The sequence below is a fragment of the Acidimicrobiia bacterium genome, assembly GCA_036271555.1.
Classification (GTDB): Bacteria; Actinomycetota; Acidimicrobiia; order IMCC26256; family PALSA-610; genus DATBAK01.
The window spans coordinates 1-23,756 of record DATBAK010000047.1 but is presented as its reverse complement, the minus strand read 5'-3'; the positions used below and the strand labels follow the sequence as shown (position 1 = coordinate 23,756).

The following is a 23,756-nucleotide window of genomic DNA, read 5'->3' as shown; positions in this document are numbered from 1 at the left end:
GGTTCTGCCGCCTCGGCGAGCTCGCGCTTCCGGCCGGCGGACCGACGGTCACCACGATGGGGCGCACCGCGCGCTGAACAACCGGCGCGTCAGATGTGCGCGCGAGTCGCGGCCTCGATCGCATCGCCGAACCGACGGGCACCGGGGTCGTACGCCAGACCGCACGGGTGCTTCTGGTTGAGCAGACCCGTCGGACAGAAGTGCAGTCCATCGGGCGCGCGCACCGTGATCGTTCCGTCGTTGCAACCCATGTCGGCCGTCTCGTCCGGGAGGCACGGCATCGTGCTCGTGTACGTGTCGCCGCCGAGCGCGTCGCGCGCGTCGCTCGCGAACGACACGAGTGGGTAGTTCGCGTCCGCGTCGGCCTGCAGCACCGGCCAGACGTTCTCGATCAGGTCGTCGCGGACGGCAGCCGCCGGCTGCGCCGGATCCATCGGCGGTGGATCGAGCACCAACACCTTGACGCCGTACGTCGTCGCGAGCGCGAACGTCGCGTCGAAATCGGCTTCGTACTTCTGCTCCCACTCGCTCGAGGCGATGCCCATGTGCACCTTCGTCGAGCCGGGTTCGAGCATGCACTTCGTGCTCGAGTTCGCCGCGCTCTGGATCACGACGAGATCGGTGACCACCGAGATCGTCGCGGTGAGGCTGTTCAGATAGTCGCAGGGCGCGTACCCGATCGTGCCCTTCACCGCGCCGGTCGTGCCGGTCAAAGCGGTGCCGCTGGTGTTCATGTACGCGTGCGCCTCGTCGAGGAGCGAGTCGCCGTACACGAGCACACGCGGTGTCGACGGGCTGGTTCCGAACAGCGGCTTCGGCTTTTGCGCCGCGACCGCGACCGACTTGCCGAAGCGCGCCTCGCCGCTCGAGTACTCGTCGCAACCGCTCGTTCCGACGATGCCGTCGGGACAGAGATTCACGCCGGTCCCGCCTCCGGACAACGTTCGGATCGCGATCTGGCGCGTGCTCGGATTGCATCCGTTCGCCGCGGTCTCGGTGCCGAGGCACTTCGCGTAGGCAACGTAGGTGCCGTTCGTCTTCGTCGCGAACGCCTTGCGCGCCGCGGTGTACACGCTCACGTGCGGGTACTGGTACGCGAGCCCGAGCTCGTCGGCGTCGATCTGCACACCCATCGCGTTGCGGGTGGCGTCGAGGAACGGGGGATCCTGCACGAACACCAATTGCGCGCTGGTCGCCGTGACGGCCTGCGTGATGGTGGTGAGCGCGGCTTGGTAGTCGGAGCGCATCCGCGTCGAGTTCTGCGGCCGCTGCTCGCACGATCCGGCGCCCTGGGTCTCGCCCGCAGTCGCCACCGCGACGACGGTCGGATGCAACGCCGCGAGATCGCTCTGCAGTTGCGGGATCCAGTCACACGGTGCGGTGCCCGGCACCGCGCGCCCCACGACCTGGTACTTCGAGCCGAAGTTCGCCTGGACCTGTGCCATCGACTCCGACACCAGCGAGTCGCCGTAGATCACGACGACCTTCGGTGGCGCCTGCGCCGCGTTCGCGCCGACGGCGCTGACGTTCGTCCACCCGAACGCCAACACGGCCACGGCCATGCCGGTACCCCACATTCGATGCATCGCTGCTCCGCCCGCCCGCCCGCTGAGGGCGGAAACGGTACACCGGCTCGGGCGCCACCCCGTTCGCCGCTTCCCGAGCCCGGGTGGCGATTCTTCGTTAGCCTCCGGCCGCCGCGACGCGGGATCGCGACATCACGGGAGCAGAGGGCGACATGCGCAGGATCGCGGTGGGGATCGTCGGGTTGGCGTTGGTCGTGGCCACGGCCGCGGGTGCGGGCGCGAGCGAGGCGCCGAGCGCGCGGGTTTCGCCGCACTCCCATCTGCGCGATGGACGAGCGGTCACCGTCCGCTGGAAGGGCATGCTCTCGCCGCACAAGGGCAAGACCGATCAATTCCTGCAGGTCGCCGAGTGCAACCGTGCGTTCACCGTCGAGAACGCGAGCGAGCAGACCTATGTGAACGACTGCGACGAGTACCACGCGCAGCTCTCGACGCACCGCGGCTTCTACGAAGCCACCGCGCACGTCAGCACCGTCGGTCTCTCGAGCCTGCCGTGCAGCGGCGCCGAGACCTGTGAGCTCGCGGTCATCGCCGGGCACACGGACTCGGAGTTCCATCTCGTCATCGAGCGGGTCGCGGTCGCGCCGATCGACTTCCGCACCGCGACCTAGCGATTCGGGCGGAACACCACCTTGATCGCGCGCGACGAACCGCGGTCGATCGCGGTCTCGATCGCCTCGCGGTAATCGTCGAGACCGAACTCGTGCGTGACGACCGCAGCGTCGGGTAAGAGGCCGGCGGCGAGGATGTCGGTCGCGCGGTCGACGGAGTGCCGCCCGGCCGCGCCCGCGAGCCCGGGCGTCGATCCCGCGTCGATCGTGTGGTCGATCGATCCGATGAGCGCGACCTCCTTGTACCAAATCGGCGTGAGGTCGACCTCGGTGACGCCGGTCGCGCCGAGCATCAAGACCGTCCCGCGATGGGCGGCGGCGCGCAGCGCTTCGTTGATCGACTGCGCGGCGCCGACCGCCTCGACGACGTACGGGAATCCGCCCATCAGCATGACGTCGGACTTGCGTCCGACGACGCGCGCGCCCGACAGCCGCGCGAGCTCCTCGAAGTGCGCGCCGCTCGGATCGCTGCGCACGACGTGGTCGGCGCCGCACGCGCGCGCGGCCGCGGCCTGGTGCTCATGGCGCGCGAGCACGGTGACGGGATTGTTCGGGTAGAGGCCCTTCAGTGCCGCGAGCGCGGCGAGCCCGATGATTCCTGCGCCGACGATCAGCGCGGGTTCGCCGGCGACCGGCGCGGCGCGCATGACGCCGTGTGACGCGATCGACACCGGTTCGTACAGGCTCGCGGCGCGATCGGGCACCGCGTCGGGAAGCTCGTGGATCATCGACGCGTGCGCGAGCACGCGCTCGGCCCATCCGCCGCCGAGCCCCTGCGTGTAGCCGAGCGATCGGCCGCCGGTGACGACGCGGCTGTCGAGGCGCAGGCAGTCGGAGGTCCATCCCTTCGCGCAGTTCTCGCACGGCTCGAGCCCGCGCGCCGCGCACGCGATGCACGGGTTGAGCACGACGCGCGTGCCGAGCGCGACATCGCAATCCGGACCGACTTCGATCACGCGCCCGCCGATCTCGTGACCGAGCACGAACGGGAAGGCGCCGGCCATGCCCATCAGCGTCGGCGACGGACCGGTGTTGTGCGCGAAGAGATGGAGATCGCTGCCGCAGATGCCGCCGGTCTCGACCGCGACGCGCGCCCACGATCCGTCGGGCAGGTCGGGCTCGGGCAGGTCGACGAGCGACGCCGGGAACGCCGGGTCGGCCATGTCGAACTGCACCGCGCGCACCGCGGCAGCGTATGTCGGCTCTTACAGTGCGTGCCGTGAGAGTCCCGGACGCCGCGCTCGAGCAGGTGCGCGAGCGCGGCTTCGCGCTCGTCGAAGATTTCCTCGCACCCGAGGAGCTGCGCGCCGCCCAGGACGCGCTGGCGTTGCATTTCCCGACGCGCGACGAGTACTTCGCCGATCCCGATCGCTACGCGCAGTACCGAGCGAGTCAGTTCGCGGGCGTCGAGGAGTTCCCGTATCGATCGTGGGACCTCAACCGCCTCGCGATCCATCCCGATCTCGTCGACGCGGCGGAGCGCTACCTCGCCACGACGGAGCTGCATCTCTACAAGGTCGAGCTCTGGGCGAAGTACGCGGGTGCGATCGACTACGACCAGCCGTTGCACCGCGACTACGGCAGCCACAGCCTCGTCGTGCCGCGCGTCGACGGTCGGTACGCGCAGCTCACGACCTTCGTGTTCCTCTCCGACGTCACCGCGGAGGACGCGCCGACGCGGATCATCCCGTACGAGCGCGGGAAGGACGTGCCGTTCACGCCGCTCTACTTCGATCCCGGCGACCTCGCCGCGGCCGAGGTACCGGCGATCGGTCCCGCCGGGAGCCTGCTCGTCTACCGGACCGACGTGCTCCACCGCGGCTCGAACTTCACGGACGCTGGACGCGCGCGCTTCTCGCTGCTCGCCGACTACCAACCGCGCGGGATGACGTGGGCCGGGAAGATGGCGTGGCCGAAGCAGTCGCCGGAACGATGGGCACGGTTCCTGCCGCAGTGCACTGTGCGCGAGCGCGATCTCTTCGGCTTCCCGCGTCCAGGCGACGGCTACTGGAACGCGCAGACCCGCGCCGACGTCGCGCAGCGCTACCCCGGCATGGACATGACGCCGTACTGAAGTCTCGTGAACCCGATGAGCGTCATCCCGACGGCGACGACCGCGGCGATGACCGCGGTGATGCGACGCCTGGAGGCCCGCTTGTGCGACCTGTGAACGGTGCTTCTTCGTCGCGCGCGTGCCGGTGGATCACGCGCGTCCCTTGTGTTAGCGTCGACTGAAATAAAGAATTCGGACTCCGGGGGGACCATGAGCAGCACCGACAACCTCGAGCGCGCCTTCGCGAGCACGCGCAGTGTGCTGACGAACGTCACGCCGGCGCAGCTCGACGCGTCGACACCGTGCGCGTCGTGGGACGTGCGTACGTTGCTGAACCACGTCGTCGGCGGCACGCACCACTTCGCGCGTTCGATGCGCGGCGAGGCGGCGCCCGGAGGCGAGGCGCCCGACTTTGCCGCCGGCGACTTCGTCGCGGTCTTCGACGACGGTGCCGCGCAGGCCGTCGCCGCGTTCGCCGCCCCCGGCGCAGCCGAGCAGATGGTCACGCTGCCGTTCGGGACGCTGCCGGGCGCCGCGTTCATGAGCATCGCGGCGACCGATTCGTTCGCGCACGGCTGGGACCTCGCCCGCGCGACCGGTCAGTCGAGCGATCTCGACCCGAAGCTCGCGGCGCTGCTGCTCGAGAACGCGAAGGGCTTCCTGCCCGACGCACTGCGCGGGCCTGACGGCACGGCGCCCTTCGGTCCGCGCGCCGATGCGCCCGCGTCGGCGACGGCCGCCGACGAGCTGGCCGCGTTCCTCGGCCGCGACGTCTGACCGACGCGGCTTCGCCGTCCCGATCGCGAGGTGCATCGATGGCCGACATGATGCCGATGATCCACGCCGAGCGCGGTTCGCTCTCCGACTTCCTCGGCACCCTCACACCCGACCAGTGGAGCGCGCCGACGTTCTGCACGCAGTGGAACGTGCAGCAACTCGTCGGTCACCTCGTCGCCGCCGCGAACATCACCGCGCCGCACTTCTTCGGCGGGCTCGCCAAGAACGGCTTCAGCTTCGACAAGTTCGTCGACGGTGACCTCCGGCCCTTCGCCGCGGGCACGCCGACCGACGTGAAGCAACGCTTCGACTCGATCATCACGAGCACGCGCACTCCTCCGGGTCCGAAGTACGTCGCGCTGGGCGAGGTGATGGTGCACGGCGAGGACATCCGGCGCGCGTTCGGCGTGAAGGGCGACCATCCCGCCGATCACCTCACGGCGCTCGCAGAGATGTACAAGAAGACGGGCGCGCCGTTGCGCGCGAAGAAACGGCTCGCGGGGCTGAAGCTGCAGGCGACCGACGTCGACTGGTCGACGGGCAGCGGGCCGGAGATTGCCGGACCCGCGATGGCGCTGATCCTCGCGATGGTCGGGCGGGCGAAGGCGCTCGACGACTGCGCCGGCGACGGCGTCGAGACGTTGCGATCCCGCGCCTGACGCCTCGTCGTTCCGAGCCGGGAACTGAGGCGTCAGGAGGGCGAAGCGTGCGAGCCCGACCCGCACGGGGCACGGTTCGTGGTTCCGGCCTGAACGGCCGGGTCGCCGAGCGGCCCGGCCGAGCCGCGGACTGAGGCGTCAGGAGGGCGAAGCGTGCGAGCCCGACCCGCAAATACAGAGCACCTCGCCGTGCAGGACGGCGAACCAGGCGTCTGAGTGCGCCGCCCACGCGCGCCACGAGCGCGCGAGCTCGTCGAGCTCCGCGCGTGTCGCAAGGCCCCGCTCGACGGACTGCTCCGCGAACGCCGATTGCGTGACGCGGTCGGCCCAGAGGCCGCCCCACCACGCGCGCTCGTCGGGGGCCGCGTAGCACCACGTCGACGCGGAGCTCTCGACGTCGGTGAAGCCCGCGGCCTGCGCCCAGTGCAGCAGCCGGCGGCCGGCGTCGGGCTCGGCGCGGTTGGCGCGCGCGAGCGTGCGGTACAGGTCGAGCCACCGCTCCAGGGCCGGACTCTCGGGGAACCACGTCATCGCCGCGTAGTCGCTGTCGCGCGCGGCGACGACACCGCCGGCGCGGCAGACGCGCCGCATCTCGCGCAGCGCGGCGACCGGGTCGGCGAGGTGTTGGAGCACCTGGTGCGCGTGCACGACGTCGAACGAGCCGTCGTCGTAGGGGAGCGCGTACACGTCGGCGACCTCGAAATCGATGTCGGTGACGTTGCGGTCGCGCGCCTCGGTCCTCGCCGCGTCGATCGCTTCGGGCGCGGCGTCGATTCCGATCGTGCGGCCGGGCGCGACGCGGGTCGCGAGGTCGAGCGTGATGTTGCCGGGTCCGCAGCCGATGTCGAGCAAGTCGAGTCCGGATCGCAGCGACGGCAGCAGGTACGCGGCCGAGTTCTCCGCGGTGCGCCAGCGGTGCGAGCGCAGCACGCTCTCGTGATGGCCGTGCGTGTAGCGGTTCGCGGACTCGTTCACGGCGACTCGTAGGGTGCGGCGATGGAGAGCAGCGTTGATCTTCGCGTACGGCCCTACGAACGCGACGACCGATCGCTCGTGCGCGACGTCTGCTTCCGCACCGGGTACATGGGCGAGCCCGTCGACTGGCAGTGGCGCGACCAGCGGAGCTTCGCCGACATGTTCACCGGCTACTACACCGACCGCGAGCCCGAGTCGGCGTTCGTCGTCGAGGTCGACGGCCGGGTCGCGGGCTACCTGCTCGGCTGCGTCGACTCGTCTCGTGCTCGGAACCCGGGCTCGGTCGCGGGGCGGCACGTGCTGCGGCGTGGGATCGCGTTCCGTCCGGGCACTGCGGGCGTGATCGGGCGCACGTTCGGTGACGCCGCGAGGGATCTCGCGCTGCGTCGCGTCCGGCTGCGCGACCTCGAGTTCGCCGACCCCCGCTGGCCCGCGCACCTGCACATCGACCTGCTGCCCGAGGCGCGCGGCGTGGGCGCGGGGCGCCGGCTCGTCGGCGCCTGGTTCGATCGCCTGCGGGGACTCGGGGTGCGCGGCTGCTACCTCCAGACGATGTCGGAGAACGCCGGGGCGATCGCCTTCTTCAGCACGGTCGGCTTCCGGCGGCTCGGCCGCCCCGTGCTGATCCCCGGCCCGCGCACCCGCCTCGGGTACCGGCTGCACGAACAGGTCATGGTCATCGACCTCTGACCGCAGCCCGACCGCGTCTGACCTGGGCTTTCGTCGAACTGATCGACTTCGGTGACGCGCCCGGGTCACTTTTCTCGATCAGTTCGGAACCGCGTTTGTTCGATGATCGAACTGTTCGGTACTCTCACGGTGTGAGCGAGGATCTGCGGGAAGCGAGTCGCGCCGTGGCGCTGATCGGCCGGACCCTGGAACGGGCCTGCGCCGACCTCACGCTGGCGCAGTACCGGGTGCTGGCGATGGTCTCGAGCGGCGACGCGCGCGCGTCGAAGATCGCCGAGCGCCTCGCCGTCGCGAAGCCGACCGTCACCGCCGTCGTCGACGGGCTCGTCGACCGCGGCTATCTCCGCCGCGAAGCCGTGCCCGGTGACCGGCGGGCGGTGAGCATCGTCGTCACCGACGCGGGTCGAGGCCGCCTCCGCGAGGCCGAGGACGCGATGAGCGCACGGCTCGAGCATCTCATCGGTGCGGTGAGCGACCGCACGGCGTTCGTGCGCGGCCTCGCGGAGATCGAGGCGTCGATGCGCGCCGAGTTCCAGGCCAAGCTCGACGCCGCCGTGGCGGCACGCCGATGAGCGACACGAAGCCGACGAAGCAACGCAAGCCGCAAGGTTGGATCCGGCGCCTCGTCGGCTACATGGCGCCGCACAAGAAGAACGCGTACATCGCCTTCGGCGTCGCGATCGGCGGGCAGCTCATCCAGTCGCTGTTGCCGGTCGTGCAGAAGGTCGTCGTCGACGACGTCATCACCCGGCACAACAAGCCGCTCGCGCCGTGGCTCACGCTCATGATCCTCATGGGCGTCTTCACGTTCGGGTTCGCGTACCTGCGCCGGTTCCACGGCGGCCGCATCGCGCTCGACGTACAGCACGACCTGCGTACCGCGATCTTCCGGCAGCTCCAGCGGCTCGACTTCGCGCGTCACGACGAGCTCGCGACCGGTCAGCTCGTGAGCCGCGCCTCTTCCGACGTCGCGCTCGTGCAGGGCTTCCTCCAGTTCATGCCGATCGGCGTCGCGAACGTCCTCTTGTTCATCGTCTCGCTCGTCGCGATGTTCCTGCTCTCACCGCTGCTCTCGCTCGTGATGATCGCGGTCGGCCCGTTGCTGCTCGTGACCGCGATGAAGCTGCGCACGTCGGTGTTCCCCGCGAGCTGGGACGCGCAGCAGCGCGCCGGCGAAGTTGCGAACGTCGTCGAGGAAGACGTCACCGGCGTGCGCGTTGTGAAGGGCTTCGGTCAGGAAGCGCGCGAGCTGGAACGGCTGACCGAGCGCTCCCGCGAGATGTTCGCGTCACGCGTGCGGCTCGTGAACATCACGGCGCGCCTGCAGCCGTCGATGCAGACGATCCCGGCCTTCGGTCAGGTCGCGGTGCTCGCGCTCGGCGGGTGGCTCGCGCTGCAGGGTCGCATCACGCTCGGAACCTTCCTCGCGTTCTCCACGTACATGCTGCTGATCACGCCGCCCATCCGGCAGCTCGCGGCGATCCTCACCGTCGGTCAGCTCGCGCGTGCGGGCGCCGAGCGCATCTACGACCTCCTCGACTCCACCCCGCACGTGCAGGACGCGCCGGACGCGACGGATCTCGTGATCACGAACGGCGAGGTGCGCTTCGACAACGTGACGTTCGGCTACACGTCGACGGAACCGGTACTGCGCGACTTCGACCTCACGGTCGCGCCCGGTGAGACGGTCGCGCTCGTCGGTAGCTCGGGCTCGGGCAAGTCCACGGTCGCGTTGCTGCTGCCCCGCTTCTACGACGTGCACTCCGGCGCGATCACGATCGACGGTGCCGACGTGCGCGGCCTGCACCTCGACTCGCTGCGGCGAAACATCGGCGTCGTGTTCGAGGACTCGTTCCTCTTCTCCGACTCGATCGCCGCGAACATCGGCTTCGGCCGGCCCGACGCGACGCCGGCGGAGATCGAGGCCGCGGCGCGCGCCGCGGAGGCGCACGAGTTCATCCTGCGGCTTCCCCATGGCTACGACACCGTCGTCGGTGAGCAGGGCCTCACGCTCTCGGGCGGGCAGCGGCAGCGCGTCGCGCTCGCCCGCGCGCTGCTCAGCGATCCCCGCATCCTGATCCTCGACGACGCGACGTCGTCGATCGACTCGCGCGTCGAGGAAGAGATCCACGCGACGCTGCGCCGCATCGCGAGCACCCGCACGACGATCCTCGTCGCGCACCGGCGCTCGTCGCTGACGCTCGCCGACCGCATCGTCGTGATGGAGCGCGGTGCCGTCGTCGACCAAGGCACGCACGACGAGCTCTGGGAGCGCTGCACGCTCTACCGCGTGCTGCTCTCGGGACCGGGCGGCGACGCCGAAGGACTCGAGTCGGTCGTCACGAACGACGAGCAGCCCGTGAACGGCATCACCTCGTCGGCGTGGCTCGGACTCACCGACGACGAGGTGCGCACCGCGCAGATCGCGGAGCGCACGCGCACGTCGAGCCCGACCGCGGCGGTGCGCGTCGCCGGTGGCGGTGGTGGTGGCGCCGGTGGCAACTGGGGTGGCGCGCTCGCGCCGACGCCGGAGCTGCTCGCCAAGGTCGACGCGCTCGGGCCGGCGACGGCCGATCCGCACGTCGACGTCGCGGCGGAGAGCCGGCCGATGCCGGACTTCAAGTTCCTGCGGTTCGTGCGTCGCTACCGCGGCTGGCTCGGCGTGGGCCTCGTGCTCGTCACCCTCGACGCGGTGTGCACGCTCGCCGCGCCGCTGCTCGTGCGCTGGGGCATCGAGGGCAATCACGGCCACGTCGTCGAGCACACGCTCTGGGTCGCGACGACGGTGTTTGCGTTCGTCACGCTGTTCGACTGGTACCTGATGTGGGCCGAGACGCGCGTGATGGGCCGCGTCTCCGAGCGCATGTTGCACGCGCTGCGGATCAAGGTCTTCGCGCATCTCCAGCGGCTCGGTGTCGACTACTACGAGCACGAGATGGCGGGTCGGATCATGACCCGCATGACGACCGACATCGACGCGCTGTCGCAGCTCCTCCAGAACGGGCTCGTGAACGCGCTGGTCAACCTCGTCACGTTCGTCGGTGTCGGCATCGGTCTCGCGATCGTCAACCCGCGCCTCGGGCTCGTGACCGCGGCGATCCTCCCGCCCCTCGTGATCGCGACCCTCTGGTTCCGGAAGGCGTCGACACGTGCGTACGAGGCCGCACGGGAGCGGATCGCAGCCGTGAACGCGAACCTGCAAGAAGGTCTGTCGGGTGTGCGCGTGTCGCAGGCCTTCGTGCGCGAAGAGACGAACCAGAAGGTGTTCACCGAGATCGCGTCCGGCTACCGGGACGCGCGCGTGCACGCGCAGCGACTCGTCGCGATCTACTTCCCGTTCGTCGACTTCCTGTCCGACATCGCGACGTGCATCGTGCTCGGCGTGGGCAGCGTGCTCGTCGCGCACCACACGCTCACGGTGCCCGACCTCATCGCATTCATGCTCTACCTCAACCTCTTCTTCGCGCCCATCCAGCAGCTGTCGCAGGTCTTCGACTCGTACCAGCAGGCTCGGGTCGCGGTGGAGCGCATCGGCGAGCTGCTCGCGACCGCGACGACCGTGCCGCCGCCGGCCGAGCCCGTCGAACCCGGCCGGCTCGTCGGCGAGGTCACGCTCGACGACGTGCACTTCCGTTACTCGTCGGCGATCGACGAGGCGCTGCGCGGCGTCGACATCGAGGTCGTGCCGGGCGAGACGGTTGCGCTCGTCGGCGAGACCGGCGCGGGCAAGAGCACGGTGATGAAGCTCGTCGCGCGTTTCTACGACCCGACGTCGGGTGAGGTGCGCGTCGACGACGTCGCGGTCGACGACTACGACCAGGTCGCGTTCCATCAGCAGCTCGGCGTCGTGCCGCAGGAGGCATTCCTCTTCTCGGGCACGATCCGCGACAACATCGCCTACGGCAAGCAGAACGCGACCGACGCGCAAGTGGAGACTGCGGCGCGTGAGGTCGGCGCGCACGACTTCGTCGCGTCGCTCCCCGGCGGCTACCTCCAGTGGGTGAGTGAGCGCGGCCGCTCGCTGTCGTCCGGTCAGCGCCAGCTCATCGCGCTGGCGCGTGCGCATCTCGTCGATCCCGCGGTGCTGCTGCTCGACGAGGCGACGTCGAACCTCGACCTCCAGACCGAGGCGAAGGTGCAGGCGGCGATGGGCGTGGCCGCGCACGGCCGCACGACGATTCTCATCGCGCACCGGCTGCAGACGGCTCGGCTCGCGGACCGGATCATCGTCGTCGACGCCGGTCGCATCGTGGAGAGCGGTCACCATGACGACCTCGTCGCACGCCGCGGCCAGTACGCGCGCATGTGGGCGGCGGCCGAGGGCGAGACGGTCGACGAGGAGGCCGAGGCCGCGGCGAGCTGACGGGTAGCGTCCGCGCATGGCCGAGATGCCCCGGGACGAGGTCGGTCGGGTCTGGTGGCGCGACGGGGTGCTGTACCAGATCTATCCGCGCAGCTACCGCGACACGAACGCCGACGGCATCGGCGACCTGCGCGGGATCGTCGAGAAGCTCGACCATCTCCAATGGCTCGGCGTCGACGGCATCTGGCTCGACCCGATCACCGTCTCACCCGACGCCGACTGGGGCTACGACGTCGCCGACTACTGCGACGTCAACCCGCCGCTCGGCACGCTCGCCGACGCGGAGACGCTCGTCGACGAAGCCGCGCGCCGGAACATCCGCGTCATTCTCGACATCGTGCCGAACCACACGAGCGATCAGCACCCGTGGTTCCTCGACGCGCGCTCGTCGCGCGACGCGCGCTCCCGCGACTGGTACGTGTGGGCCGACCCGAAGCCCGACGGCTCACCGCCGAACAACTGGACGAACTGCTTCCACCCCGGCCGGCCCGCGTGGACGTTCGACGAGCCGTCCGGGCAGTACTTCCTCAACCACTTCCTCCCGTCGCAGCCCGACCTCAACTGGTGGAACGACGAGGTGCGCGACGAGTTCGATCGCATCCTGCGGTTCTGGTTCGACCGCGGCGTCGCGGGCTTCCGCATCGACGTGTGCCACATGATCGTCAAGGACAAGCTGCTGCGCGACAACCCGCCGTCGACCGCCGACGACCACTGGTTCGTGCAGATGCAGGGCCAGCGGCAGGTGTACAACGCGAACCGGCCCGAGGTGCACGACGTGCTCCGGCGCTGGCGCGCGATCGCGGATTCCTACGATCCGAAGCGCATCCTCGTCGGCGAGACCTACGTGCTCGAGCCCGAGCTCTTCGCGAAGTTCTACGGGCACGGTGACGAGCTGAACCTCGCGTTCAACTTCATGCTGCTGCACTCCGAGTTCGACGGTTTGCACCTGCGCGCCGCGGTCGAGAACGCGGAGCGGCTGCTTCCGGCCGACTGCTGGCCGGTGTGGACGGGCGGCAACCACGACAACAACCGGTTCCCCACGCGCTGGGCGAAGAACGATCCGCTGCGCACGCGCGCCGCACTGTTCCTGCTCCTCACGCTGCGGGGGACGCCGTTCCTCTACTACGGCGACGAGCTCGGCATGCCCGACACCGACGTGCCGACCGATCGCATCCTCGACCCGGTCGGTCACTTCCACGGGCCGAGCCTCGCCCGTGATCCCGAGCGCACGCCGATGCCGTGGACCGGTGAGCCCGGCGCGGGCTTCACCGCGCCCGGCGTCGAGCCGTGGCTGCCGTTCGGCGACATCGCCGGGTGCAACGTGGCGAGCCAGCGTCACGAGCCGACCGCGGTCCTCGCGCTCGCGCGTGACCTCATCTCGTTGCGCGACGCGATCCCCGATCTCGCACGCGGCGAATACCGCACCGATCCGCGGTCGAACGAGACGCGCTGGGTGTTCCGGCGCGGTGAGCGTGTGCTCGTCGCGATCAACTTCTCCGCAGAGGAGACGACTCTCAACGTGGTGCAGGGACTGGTGCGGATCGGCACCGACCGTTCCCGCGACGACCTGCGCGTCGAGGGCGAGCTGCTGCTCGGCCCGTGGGAGGGCGCGATCGTGTGGCTCGACCAGGCGTTCGGCGCCGGCACCGAGACCGGTAGCGCGACGCGCGGGTGAATCGACCGCCCGAGGAACGCGCGCCCGTCGCCGTTCTCGGCTGCCTCGGCGCGCTCGCAGTCGTCGCCGCGCTGCTCGCGTTGCACGCGACGCGACACGGTGTGTCGTACTTCGGCGACAGCGGCGCGTACCTCGGCATGGCGGAGAACCTGCGCCACGGGCACGGGCTCACGTTGCCGTTCGATCTGCCCTTCGACCGGTTCACGCCGCTGCAGGCGTTCGAGTTCCACGGCGCGGTCCCGTCGACGCACTTCCCACCCGGTTACCCGCTCGCGCTCACGCTCTTCTCGCCACCCGGTGTCGCGGTGACGACCGGCGCGCGCGTGCTCGGTTGTGTTCTCGTCGCCGCGAACGTCGTGCTGAGCGCGCGGCTGACCGCGCGACTGCTCCCGCGCTCGCAGCAGTGGTTCCAGCTCGCGACCCCCGTGCTCTTGATCGGAGTCTCGGGTCAGCCGGTCGGTTTCCTGCTGCTGCACGCCGAGCTCGGCAGCGAAGCGTTGTTCATCACCGCCTTGCTGTCGACGTTGCTGCTCGCGTGCCGGTACTTCGACGAGCCGAGCGCGCGCCGCCTCGCCGCGCTCACCACCGCGGCCGCGGTCGCGGTGCTCACTCGGAACGTCGGTCTCTTCCTGCTCGTGCTGCTGGTCCCGGCGATCGCGCTCGTCGGTGCGCGACCGAACCGCGCGCGCATCGGCGGCGCGGTCGCGTTCGCGGGCGGCGCGGTCGCGCCCTGGGTCGCCTTCCTCGTGTACGGACGGATCCTCGGTGGCGGTTCCGAGGGCTCCGGTCTCGACCAGGTCGTGTACCACCCGCTCACCGGCACGTTCGCCGACCTCATGAACGTGGCCGGCAGTTGGATCGTCTCGCCCGACGCGGCGAGCGCGGTGCACGGTGTCGCGCTGCTCGCGGTCGGCGGGTTCGTCGCGATCGGGTTGTGGATCGGGTTCCGCCCACCATCATCGACCACCGCGCGTTCTACCGCGCTCGCGCTCGCCGCGGTGTTCGTCTACGCGGCGTTCGTGCTCTGGTCGCAGACCTTCATCGACGCCGGCATCCCGACGAACGACCGCCTCTTCGCGCCGATCCGCCCGGTCGTCACCGCATTGTTCGTCGCCGCGTTCGCAGCGGTCACCGCGCGCATCCCCACGGCGATGTCGCGCGCGCTGCTCGTCGTCGTGGTCGCGGCCGCAGTCGTGCCCGGATGGCGCGACCAACGCGACCTCGTACGCATCTACGCGGCGCCCGCGCACGGATACCCCGAGCTGGCGAGCATCCGAAACGCGCCGCGTTCGACGCTCATCGAGTCGCCGAACGCCGACGTCGTGATGCTCGCGATCCACCGCAACGCGATCTCGACGGCCCGGCCCGTCGTGCCGGTCACGAATCGCCGGAACCCGTGCTTCGAACGCGACCTCGCCGAGAACGCGGCGTTGCTCGACTACTACGGCGGCTACGCCTACTTCTCGGCGGGTCGGTACCAGATCACCGACGCGACGACGCCCGCCGAGCTCGGCCGGCTCGTGCACCTCGTGCCCGTGTCGACGCAACCGACCGGCATGGTCTTCCGCGTCGCGCGCGTTCCCGGCGCGGCGGCGCCGCGACCGTTGGCCTGCTGACTCAGCTCGCAGTCGCGGACGCGATCACCGCGGCGACCGGCAGCGCGACGACCGCGCCGTCGACTCACGCCTCGTGGCTCGCGGTCCACGCGAGCAGCTGCTCGATCGGCCACGAGTTGACGACCGACTCGACGCGCACGCCGCACTCCGCGGCCCGGTCGGTGCCGAACGGATGCCACTCGAGCTGGTCGGTCGCGTGCGAGTCGGTGTCGATCGAGATCTTCAACCCCATCTCGACCGCCTGGCCGAGGATGCGCTTCGGCGGATCGAGCCGCTCGGGTCGGCAGTTGATCTCGAGCGCCTTGTCGTGCTCGAGGATCGTCGACAACACCGCGTCGACGTCGAACGTCGACTCCGGCCGACCGCGACCGACGACGATCCGCCCGGTGCAGTGACCGAGGATGTCGGCGTGCGGGTCCTGCATCGCCGCCACCATGCGCGCGGTCATGCCGGGCTCGTCCTGGCGCAGCTTCGAGTGCACGCTTGCGACGACGACGTCGAGCTCCGACAACAGCTCTGGCTCTTGATCGAGCGAGCCGTCGTCGAGGATGTCGACCTCGATGCCGGTGAGGATGCGCACGGGGTGGTCGGACTCCGCGAGCTCCCCGTTCAGCTCCGCCACGACGTCGAGCTGCTCGCGCAGCCGCTCGGGCGACAAGCCGTGCGCGATCGTCAACCGGGGTGAGTGATCGGTGAGCGCGAAGTAGTCGTGCCCGAGATCGCGCACCTGCTCGGCCATCGCGCGGATCGTGTGCCCGCCGTCGGACCAGTCGGAGTGCACGTGCAGGTCGCCGCGCAGCGCGCGCCGGATCGCGTTGCCCGCGTCGGTGCCGGGTTCGACCGCGTCCTGCTCGAGGTTGACGAGGTACTCGGGCTTCTTGCCCGCCAATGCTTCGACGATGATCGCCGCGGTCTTCTCGCCGACGTTCTGGAGGTCGCGCAGCCGTCCGACGGAGGCCAACCGGCGCAGCTCGGCCTCGGGAACGTCGCGCACCGTGACCGCGGCGCGGCGGAACGCCTGCACCCGATAGCGCGGCTCGCGGCGGCGTTCGAGCAGCGTCGCGATCCGATTCAGCGCCTCGGCCGGATCCACCGCGCGAAGGTAGCGTGCGCTCCATGACGAACCCGAAGACGGTGTCGACGGAGCGCGTGATCGCCGCACCTGCGGACCGCATCTTCGCGGTGCTGGCGGATCCGAACCAGCACACGATGATCGACGGCTCGGGAACCGTGAAGCGCACGCGCACCGGTCCCGACCGGTTGTCGCTCGGCGCCAAGTTCGGCATGGCGATGCACCACTGGGTGCCGTATCCGGTCACGAACACCGTGGTCGAGTTCGACGAGGGCCGCCGCATCGCGTGGCGGCACATGGCGCACGACGTCTGGCGCTACGAGCTCGAGCCGCGCGACGACGGCACGCTCGTGCGCGAGACGTTCGACTGGACGCACGGTCGCTTCGGCAAGGTGCTCGAGCTCACGGGCGTGCCGAAGCAGAACCTCGCGTCGATGGAGAAGACGCTCGAACGCCTCGCGGCCCACGTCGAATCGGGTGCGGCGGCGTCCTGACGTCCGGGAAAGCCGCCGCGATCGACTCGTATACTGCGGGGACCGGAGGGCTGACCGAGTGGCCGAAGGTGCTCGCCTGCTAAGCGAGTAGGGGGTGATAAACCTCCTCGAGGGTTCAAATCCCTCGCCCTCCGCCACTTCGACGAGCGCGCGGCGGGAGCTTCCGGTGACAACCGAGCACGACACGACCGCGTCGACGCTGCTCGAGCTCGGTGCGGCGACACTCGGTGAGTCCGGTGGTCACGCGATGCGCGCCCGCATCCGCGCGGCCTGGCCCGGCGCGCGCGTCGCGGCGCCCGCGTTCCCGGTGGTCTGCACGCCCGGCGACAACCTCGCGATCCACGTCGCGGTCGCGGAAGCGCCCGCCGGTCACGTGCTCGTCGTCGACGTCGGCGATCGTCCGGAGCTCGGCTACTGGGGTGAGGTGCTCACCACGGGCGCGCAGGCGCGCCGCCTCGCGGGGCTCGTCATCGACGGCGGGGTGCGCGACGTCGCCGCGTTGCAGGCGCACGCCTTTCCCGTGTTCTCCACGATGATCGCGTTGCGGGGCGCGACGAAGAACCAGGCCGGCGCGGTCGGCGGTTCGACACGCGTCGGCGACATCGACGTGCACCTCGGCGACTGGCTCGTCGGCGACGGCGACGGCGTCACCGTCGTGCGCGGCAACGAGCTCGGTGCCGTGCTCGACGCCGGACGCGCGCGGATGACGAAGGAAGACGGCTTCTTCGCAGCACTGCGCGCCGGTCAGACGACGATGGAGCTGCTGTCGCTCGACGGCGCTCCGATCGCGCGCGCCTGAACCGACGCCGACGCCGCTGGGGCGATCAGGCGGCCGGCGCAGGCCCGATGCCCGCGATGATCGCGTCGAGACCGGCGAGGAACTGCCGCTCGCTCACGAACCCGCTGATGCGCGCCGACTCCGGGGTCGTGGTGTCGGGCGGCGCGTTCAGCGCTCCGGTCGCGCTCCGAGCCTGTTCGAGCATGCAGAAGCCGAGGTTGTAGATGTGCACGGTCGCGTACGCGCTCGCGGCGTCGTCCTCGGAGAAGCCTGCACGTCCGAGCACCCTCATCGCCCCTGCAAGGCGCCATTGCGCCGCGGGCGTCCGGATCGGACGGCGCGCGAACAGCTGCACGACGAAGGGCTCGGCGCGCATGAGCGCGCGCATCGCGAGCGCGAGCTCGTGGAGGTACATCTGCCACGGCGTGTCCTCCGGCGGCAGATCCAGCTGCGCGAGCAGCGCGTCGGCCATGGCGAGCAGGATGTCGTCCTTGCCGTCGAAGTGGCGGTAGAGCGCCATCGGTGTGACGTCGAGCTCGGCGGCGAGGCGCCGCATCGACAGTGTGCGCGCATCGTCCTCGAGCCGCACACGCAGGGCCGTCTGCAGGATGTCGGCGCGATTCAACGCCGGACGCGATCCGAGCGCGCCATCTGCCAATTCGTCCTCCCCCATACGACCACCGCGCCCCGACACTACTGACGGACCACCCACTACGGGCTGTTGACCGTGATCGTCGACGGATCGCCGTCCCACCTGAGGCCGTTCGGAAGCGTGACTGCGCTCACCGCGACCGTCGCCTGGCTCACGCACCCCGTGCTCGAGCCGCTGCAGTACGGACCGACGTAGAAGCCGACCGATCCGTCGGAGTCGGTGGTGATCGTCTGCGTCGACGTCTCCCACTGCCACGAGCCGTTCGACTGCCTCGTGTACTCACGGATGGTCAACGTCACGCGCGCGCCGGAGAGCGCCACGCCGAGGTTGTTGGTGACGGTCACCTGCGACGTGCCCCACCAGTACGAACCGAAGCGAGTGGTCGTCGCGGGGGCGAGGTCGGTCGAGCCCTTGGTCGCGACCGGTGGCAACGTGGTCGTCGTCGTCGGCGCGACGGTGGTCGTGGTCGTCGTGGTCGGCGCGACGGTGGTGGTCGTCGCGGCGGTGGTCGGCGGTGTCGTGTCGGTCGCGCCCGTGGTGCCGCCCGAGCCGTCGTCGACGGCCGCCGAGGTCACCGAGGAGTCGCCGAGCCCCACCGCCGCGGTGGCGAACTGCCGGGACACGGTGGCGCCGAGCACCTTCACGCTCGTCATCGCGATCGTCACGATGAACCCGAGGAGCAGCACGTACTCGACCAGCGCCGTGCCCCGCTCGCCCGCCCGTTTCCGGAATCCCACCACTGCGCCCACCTCCGTATACGCGTAGATCTACACGTACACGTATCGGCAGCCGCGTGCGGCGCTTGAGCCGGCGGGGGCGGCGGGGCGGGTCGCCCGGCGGGGTTGCCCGGCCTCAGCCGGTCAGTGCTCGGTGTAGTTGACCGGCCCGGCGTCGGGCATGCCGACCGCGAAGCAGAAGCAGTGGATCGACGCCGTGTCGCTGACCGGTCGGAGGCTGTGCACGGTGTCGGGCGGGATGTGCACGAGGTCGCCCTGCGCGATCTCGCGCGTCTCGTCGCCGATCGTCATGAGCCCGCGCCCGTTGGTCACGTAATAGAACTCGTGGGTCGGGTGCTCGTGCGGGTCGACGAAGCCGCCGCCTTCGACCTCGAACTCCGAGATCAGCTCGAGGTGTCCGCCCTTCGTGATCTCGAGCATCTCGCGCGGGCGAACCATCCACCAGACGGGCACCGTGCCGTTGTGCTCGACGGTCGGCGCCGCGTCCTCGATCGAGCGCACGTCCATGGAGGTCCTCCCGTACAGTGCGGCGCGCCGCCGCCTGCGCTGCAGCGTAGATCAGCCGTTCGTCCGGAGGCCCGCCGCCGTGGTCGACACCCGCACGCTCCATCTGCTCGACGTGACGCCGGAATCGTGGGCGCCGTTCGGTCGTATCCCGTCGGACGAGAAGACCGAGCACGACGACGCGGACCTCGAGTTCCTCTGGAACGACGGGCACGTCAACTTCATCGGGCACGACAACGGTGAGATCGCGTTCGCCGATTCGGGCGGCGCGTTGTGCGAGCTGCTGAACCGGCACGACACGCACACGCAGACGTTGATGTCGGTCGACGTCGAGGCGTACGTCGTGGTCGCGCCGGCCGACGTCGACTTCACGCAACCCGACCACTTCGACACGGTGCGCGCCTTCCGCTTGCCGCCGCTCGCCGCGGTGCACCTGACGCGCGGCACGTGGCACTGGGGCCCGTATCCACTCGTCGCCGACACGGTCCGGCTCTTCAACATCCAGGGCCGCGGCTACCCCGACGACAACGGCATCGCCTGGCTCACCCGTGACCACGACGTCGTGTACGAGGTGATCCGGACCTGAGCGCGCGTCCGGCTGGAATCACTCCAGAGGGCGGCGCGCGATCTCGCTCGGCTCTCGACCGGCGAGCAGCCAGCCCGCGACGAACGCGAGCACCGGCAGCACGACGATGATCGTGACGAGGTTGGCGTAGGGCACACGCGTCAGCTGGTGCAGCTCGCTGCGATGCCACGCGATCAGCGCGAGGTACGCGGTCGCGGTGCCGAGCACCGCGCCGAGCAATGCAAGCGTCCCCGCCGTCGCGCCGGTGAGCGTGCGGCGCGCCGTGCTGGTCGCGCCGGTCGCGGTGAGCGTGCGCAGATCGCGGGCGGTCTCGCTGCGGATGAGTCCGACCGTCATCGCGAGCACGCCGAGCGCGACGAGGATCCCCGCGGTGGTCGCGCCGGTGCGAACGCCGTTGTACGACGGTTGCGGGTGGTGGCTCTCGACGCTCGTGTCGGCATTCGCCGCCGCGGTGTCGGCCGCGTCGAGCTGCGCGGGCCCGATCGCGTCGTGCGCCCGGATCAGCCAGCCGGACGCGGCGGTCTGCAGACCGAACCGGCGTAGACCGTGCTCGGTGATCAACGCGCGTGGCTCGGACGTGTCGGTCGGCATCTTCATCGTCTGCACGACCGCGTCGTGCGCGATCACCCCGCGCGCGGGGCCGGGGGCGTCGAGCGGCGCCAGCGTGAGGATCTGGTGCGGCGCGCCGGCGTACGTGACGACGTCGGTGTCGGCGGCGATCGCGTGCGCGTCGATGTGGAGCGCGCGCAGCAGCGCCGGGGTTGCGACGTACAGCGGCTGACCCCGACCGAGGCTCGCGCGGCGGCTTCGCGGCGCGCGCACCAGGCGCCCGAGCTGCGCGGGCACGACGACCGAGATCGTGCCGGTCTGCGGATTCACCGGGGCCGCGCGCACCCCGGGGCCGGGCTTCGGGCCGATCGGCGCATCGGGCAGCTTCACCGTGCCGGTGTGCGGATCGAGCACGGCGAGCAACGGGATCGACGACGCGTGCCACTGGGTCGCGAGATTGGAGGCGGCGGTCGCAGCCGACTGGATCGAGGCCTGACTGCGCGGCGCCATGCCGGACAGGCCATTGACGAAGAAGCCGCGGTTGCGCGTCTCGAGCGACAGCACGACTTCGTTCGCGGGGAGGTTCTCCTGCTCGTGCGTGAGGTTCAGCGCGCTCGCGCTGATGACGACGGTCGACGCGATCGCGAGGGCGAGGCTGATCGCCGCGAGCGCGGCGGCCGAGCGGGCTTGGTAGCGCGCGAGGTCGCGCAGCGCGAGACGGACGGTGACGGGTGCCCGGCGCGCGACGACCGCGAGCGCGCGGATGCACAACGGCCCGACGAACAACATGCCGAACGTCGTCGCGATGGTGCCCGCGACGACGAGGAACGCGTTCGGTGTCGTGCGGTCGGCGAAGGCGAGGCTCACGAAGCCCGTGAGCAGCAAGCCGCCGCCGAGCGCTGCGAACCGATGCGCAGGCTTGGGTGGTGCGGGACGTTCCGAGAGCGCGGCGACGATCGACGCGCGCGCCGCGGCCCGCGCCGGCCACCACGCGGCCGCGACCGAGGTCGCGACCGCGAGCAGCATCGCGGTGGCGATCGCCCACCACGGCAGGCCGAGCCGGTCGACCCGGTGCGCCGACACGTCCTCGAGGCGCGGTGCGAGGGCCAACCACACGAGGAAGCCGGCCAGCGCGCCGACGACTGCGCCGACCGCGCCGACGACGACACCGTTGGCGAGCATCGTGAAGCGAACCTGCGCGTCACTCGCGCCGAGCGCACCGAGCATGCCCAGCGCGCGTTGGCGCCGTTGGGCCATGACCGCGAACCCGGCCGCGGCCACGAGCCCGACGAACAGCATGCCGATGATCTCGAGCGCGAGCACCGCGACCGCGGCGTTGTCCTTGCTGAGCGTGCTCTCCTGGCCGATGCCCGTGAGATCGGCCGGCGGTCGGAACGCGCTCATCTGCCTCTGGCTCGCGTCGGTGAACACCGTCACGTCGCTCGGACTCGCGATCTGTCCGGGCGCGACGAGCGCGAAGTGGTCGCCGAGGTCGAGCGGGTTCTCGACGATCCCGACGACGCGCCGCGCCTGATCGTTCACGGTCATCGTCCCGCCGAGGTGCACGCCGAGCCTCGACGCGAGCGTCTGGGTGAGCGCGATCTCACCCGCACCGCGCGGCATGCGGCCGCGGTCGAGGCGCAGGAGCGGCGCGCTGTAGACGCCGTCGGCCCGTTGGGCACGCAGCGGGTAGGTGTCGACCGAGCCCGGGATCGTGATCGTCTGGCTGCTGACGACTTCGATCGTGCCGAAATTCACGCGCGCGGCGTCGATCGCCTGCTGATCGAGGCGCGAGAAGCTGAGCATCGTGTTCGCGCGGCCGAAGGTCGACTCGCGCGACGGTGCGGCACTCGCCGCGACCGCGACGCCGGTGACGGTCGCCGCGACCGCGAGCACCATGAGCCCGAGCACCAGCACCTGCTGACGCCACTCGCGCCGGAACAGGCGCCAGGCCCAGCGCAGGATCGGCCGGCGCGCGACGCGCGGGCGATGGCGCGCGGGCGCGGCGCCCGCGTCGACGGCGATCGTCACGACCGCAGATCCGGCGTCAAGAGCGACTCGGGTCCGGGCGGGGGGCTCGTCTGGTCGACGACCCGCCCGTCGCGCAGGAACACGACGCGGTCGGCCCACGACGCGAGCTGCGCGTCGTGCGTCACGACCACGCCGGCGACGCCGCGCTGGCATGCGGCGCGCAGCAGCCGGATCACCGACTCCGCGTTCGCGGAGTCGAGCGCGCCACTCGGCTCGTCGGCGAGGAGCAGGTGACGTTCGCCCACGACGGCCCGCGCGATCGCGACGCGCTGGCGCTCGCCCCCGGAGAGCTCGTCGGGGAAGCGGTCGGCGCGGTCGGCGATGCCGAGCTCTTCGAGCGCATCGAGTCCCGCGCGGCGAGCGCGCTTCGAACCGAGACCGTCGAGCTCGAGCGGCAGCGCGACGTTCTCGACCGCGCTGAGGCCCGCGAGGAGGTTGAAGTCCTGGAACACGTAGCCGATCGCTTGACGGCGCAGCCGCGCGCGCTCGTTGCGCGACATGCTCGACAGCACGCGCCCGTCGACCAGCACGTCACCGGTCGACGGCAGCTCGAGACTGCCGGCGATCGTGAGCAGCGTGCTCTTGCCGGAACCGCTCGGTCCCATCACCGCGACGAGCGCGCCGGGCTCGACCACGAGGTCGACGTTGCGCAGCGCGTGCACTTCCGCGGCGCCGGACCCGTAGACCTTCGAGACGCCGCGCAGCTCGAGCGCGCTCATCGCTTCACTCCGATCCGGCGGCGCGGCAGCGTGGGCGCCGGCGTCTGCGGTGCGGTCGCGGGCGGAGGATCGGAAGCCGCGCGCGCGACGCGCCCGTCGACCGCGTCGAGCCAGCGGATCACCGAGTCGAGCCGGAAGAGCTCCGCGTCGACCGCGAGCAGGAAGCCGAGGTCGTGCTCGTCGGCGTCCTCCTTCAGGCGCGTCCACTGCTGCATGAGCTGGACGATGTAGCGGCGGTGCACCTGCACGACGTCGCGCACGTCGACGCCCGGCAGGTGCATCGCGACGAGCACCTTGATGACGAGCTCGTCGCGAGGCGGCGCCGCGAGGTCGGGCGGCGTGCGCAGCCAGGTCGCGAGCTCGACCGATCCCGCGGCGGTGATGCGGAAGCCCTTCTGCGGGCCCTCGTCGGCGTCGCCGCCGGCATCCGACTCGACGAGGCCGTCCCGCTCGAGCCGCTGCAGGGTCGTGTACACCTGGCCGACGTTGAGGGGCCAGACCTCGCCGGTCCGGGACTCGAACTCCTGCCGCAGCTGGAGGCCGTACTTCGGGCCCTCGCTCAGCAGGGCGAGGAGGGCGTGGCGAACGCTCATGCGCTCGTGGTGCTGCTCGGTAGCATACTCAGTATC

General features: G+C 70.7%; 22 protein-coding genes and 1 tRNA gene. 13 read left to right on the top strand and 10 right to left on the bottom strand.

Translation table 11 applies throughout. The annotated features are described in order from the left end of the window. Positions 1-89: 89 nt before the first annotated feature. Positions 90-1,586 (bottom strand): hypothetical protein, encoded by a 1,497-nt coding sequence (locus VH914_12015; GenBank protein HEX4491924.1) that lies wholly within the window; start codon positions 1,584-1,586, stop codon positions 90-92. Between the two features lie 152 nt (positions 1,587-1,738). Between VH914_12015 and VH914_12010 the strand changes: the two genes are divergently transcribed. Further along, positions 1,739-2,197 (top strand): hypothetical protein, encoded by a 459-nt coding sequence (locus VH914_12010; protein ID HEX4491923.1) that lies wholly within the window; start codon positions 1,739-1,741, stop codon positions 2,195-2,197. Here VH914_12010 and VH914_12005 read toward each other — a convergent pair. After that, positions 2,194-3,381 (bottom strand): alcohol dehydrogenase catalytic domain-containing protein, encoded by a 1,188-nt coding sequence (locus VH914_12005; protein ID HEX4491922.1) that lies wholly within the window; start codon positions 3,379-3,381, stop codon positions 2,194-2,196. The two genes, VH914_12010 and VH914_12005, sit on opposite strands and share 4 nt — an antisense overlap. Positions 3,382-3,416: 35 nt before the next feature. Between VH914_12005 and VH914_12000 the strand changes: the two genes are divergently transcribed. From VH914_12000 to VH914_11990, 3 genes are all read left to right on the top strand, one after another. Then, positions 3,417-4,271 (top strand): phytanoyl-CoA dioxygenase family protein, encoded by an 855-nt coding sequence (locus VH914_12000; protein ID HEX4491921.1) that lies wholly within the window; start codon positions 3,417-3,419, stop codon positions 4,269-4,271. Between the two features lie 189 nt (positions 4,272-4,460). Beyond that, the gene (locus tag VH914_11995; protein ID HEX4491920.1) at positions 4,461-5,027 is read left to right on the top strand and encodes a TIGR03086 family metal-binding protein; all 567 of its coding nucleotides are present in this window, start codon (positions 4,461-4,463) and stop codon (positions 5,025-5,027) included. A gap of 38 nt (positions 5,028-5,065) precedes the next feature. Continuing rightward, positions 5,066-5,686 carry a maleylpyruvate isomerase family mycothiol-dependent enzyme gene (locus VH914_11990; GenBank protein ID HEX4491919.1) on the top strand — a complete coding sequence of 207 codons (621 nt, stop codon included), beginning with the start codon at positions 5,066-5,068 and terminating at the stop codon, positions 5,684-5,686. Between the two features lie 138 nt (positions 5,687-5,824). Here the strand turns inward: VH914_11990 and VH914_11985 are convergent, their stop codons facing one another. Then, entirely contained in the window at positions 5,825-6,661 is an 837-nt protein-coding gene (locus tag VH914_11985) for a methyltransferase domain-containing protein (GenBank protein HEX4491918.1), read from the bottom strand. Positions 6,662-6,682: 21 nt separating this feature from the next. Here VH914_11985 and VH914_11980 point away from each other — a divergent pair, with 21 nt between their 5' ends. The 5 genes from VH914_11980 (at position 6,683) to VH914_11960 (ending at position 15,005) form a co-directional block, all read left to right on the top strand. Further along, positions 6,683-7,351 carry a GNAT family N-acetyltransferase gene (locus VH914_11980; protein HEX4491917.1) on the top strand — a complete coding sequence of 223 codons (669 nt, stop codon included), beginning with the start codon at positions 6,683-6,685 and terminating at the stop codon, positions 7,349-7,351. Between the two features lie 131 nt (positions 7,352-7,482). After that, on the top strand, positions 7,483-7,923 hold the full coding sequence (locus tag VH914_11975; GenBank protein HEX4491916.1) for a MarR family transcriptional regulator: 441 nt from the start codon (positions 7,483-7,485) through the stop codon (positions 7,921-7,923). Further along, positions 7,920-11,714: an ABC transporter ATP-binding protein gene (locus VH914_11970; GenBank protein HEX4491915.1), complete on the top strand. Its 3,795-nt coding sequence runs from the start codon at positions 7,920-7,922 to the stop codon at positions 11,712-11,714. The genes VH914_11975 and VH914_11970 overlap by 4 nt, the downstream gene beginning before the upstream one ends. A gap of 16 nt (positions 11,715-11,730) precedes the next feature. Continuing rightward, positions 11,731-13,389 (top strand): alpha-amylase family glycosyl hydrolase, encoded by a 1,659-nt coding sequence (locus tag VH914_11965; protein ID HEX4491914.1) that lies wholly within the window; start codon positions 11,731-11,733, stop codon positions 13,387-13,389. Beyond that, the gene (locus tag VH914_11960) at positions 13,386-15,005 is read left to right on the top strand and encodes a hypothetical protein (protein HEX4491913.1); all 1,620 of its coding nucleotides are present in this window, start codon (positions 13,386-13,388) and stop codon (positions 15,003-15,005) included. Before VH914_11965 ends, VH914_11960 begins: the two co-directional genes overlap by 4 nt. Before the next feature lie 64 nt (positions 15,006-15,069). Here the strand turns inward: VH914_11960 and VH914_11955 are convergent, their stop codons facing one another. Beyond that, entirely contained in the window at positions 15,070-16,098 is a 1,029-nt protein-coding gene (locus tag VH914_11955; protein ID HEX4491912.1) for a PHP domain-containing protein, read from the bottom strand. A 23-nt stretch (positions 16,099-16,121) separates the two neighbouring features. On the opposite strand from VH914_11955, the gene VH914_11950 reads away from it, so the two are divergent. From VH914_11950 to VH914_11940, 3 genes are all read left to right on the top strand, one after another. Then, complete coding sequence (locus VH914_11950; protein ID HEX4491911.1) at positions 16,122-16,571, top strand: SRPBCC family protein; 450 nt, start codon at positions 16,122-16,124, stop codon at positions 16,569-16,571. Between the two features lie 44 nt (positions 16,572-16,615). Continuing rightward, positions 16,616-16,708 (top strand) — tRNA-Ser (locus VH914_11945). 29 nt (positions 16,709-16,737) lie between these two features. After that, the gene (locus VH914_11940) at positions 16,738-17,370 is read left to right on the top strand and encodes a dimethylmenaquinone methyltransferase (protein HEX4491910.1); all 633 of its coding nucleotides are present in this window, start codon (positions 16,738-16,740) and stop codon (positions 17,368-17,370) included. A 25-nt stretch (positions 17,371-17,395) separates the two neighbouring features. On the opposite strand, the gene VH914_11935 is transcribed toward VH914_11940, so the two are convergent. From VH914_11935 to VH914_11925, 3 genes are all read right to left on the bottom strand, one after another. Continuing rightward, positions 17,396-18,022, bottom strand: coding sequence for a TetR/AcrR family transcriptional regulator (locus tag VH914_11935; protein HEX4491909.1), 627 nt, complete (start codon positions 18,020-18,022; stop codon positions 17,396-17,398). A 38-nt stretch (positions 18,023-18,060) separates the two neighbouring features. Next, positions 18,061-18,741, bottom strand: coding sequence for a hypothetical protein (locus VH914_11930; GenBank protein ID HEX4491908.1), 681 nt, complete (start codon positions 18,739-18,741; stop codon positions 18,061-18,063). A 120-nt stretch (positions 18,742-18,861) separates the two neighbouring features. Beyond that, entirely contained in the window at positions 18,862-19,245 is a 384-nt protein-coding gene (locus VH914_11925) for a cupin domain-containing protein (protein ID HEX4491907.1), read from the bottom strand. A 79-nt stretch (positions 19,246-19,324) separates the two neighbouring features. On the opposite strand from VH914_11925, the gene VH914_11920 reads away from it, so the two are divergent. After that, positions 19,325-19,828: an ureidoglycolate lyase gene (locus VH914_11920; GenBank protein HEX4491906.1), complete on the top strand. Its 504-nt coding sequence runs from the start codon at positions 19,325-19,327 to the stop codon at positions 19,826-19,828. A gap of 18 nt (positions 19,829-19,846) precedes the next feature. Here the strand turns inward: VH914_11920 and VH914_11915 are convergent, their stop codons facing one another. The 3 genes from VH914_11915 to VH914_11905 are packed head-to-tail and all read right to left on the bottom strand — an operon-like array spanning position 19,847 to position 23,720. Beyond that, on the bottom strand, positions 19,847-22,408 hold the full coding sequence (locus VH914_11915; GenBank protein ID HEX4491905.1) for an FtsX-like permease family protein: 2,562 nt from the start codon (positions 22,406-22,408) through the stop codon (positions 19,847-19,849). Further along, positions 22,405-23,127 (bottom strand): ABC transporter ATP-binding protein, encoded by a 723-nt coding sequence (locus tag VH914_11910; protein ID HEX4491904.1) that lies wholly within the window; start codon positions 23,125-23,127, stop codon positions 22,405-22,407. The genes VH914_11915 and VH914_11910 overlap by 4 nt, the downstream gene beginning before the upstream one ends. Beyond that, positions 23,124-23,720: a PadR family transcriptional regulator gene (locus tag VH914_11905; GenBank protein HEX4491903.1), complete on the bottom strand. Its 597-nt coding sequence runs from the start codon at positions 23,718-23,720 to the stop codon at positions 23,124-23,126. The genes VH914_11910 and VH914_11905 overlap by 4 nt, the downstream gene beginning before the upstream one ends. Between the last annotated feature and the right edge of the window lie 36 nt (positions 23,721-23,756).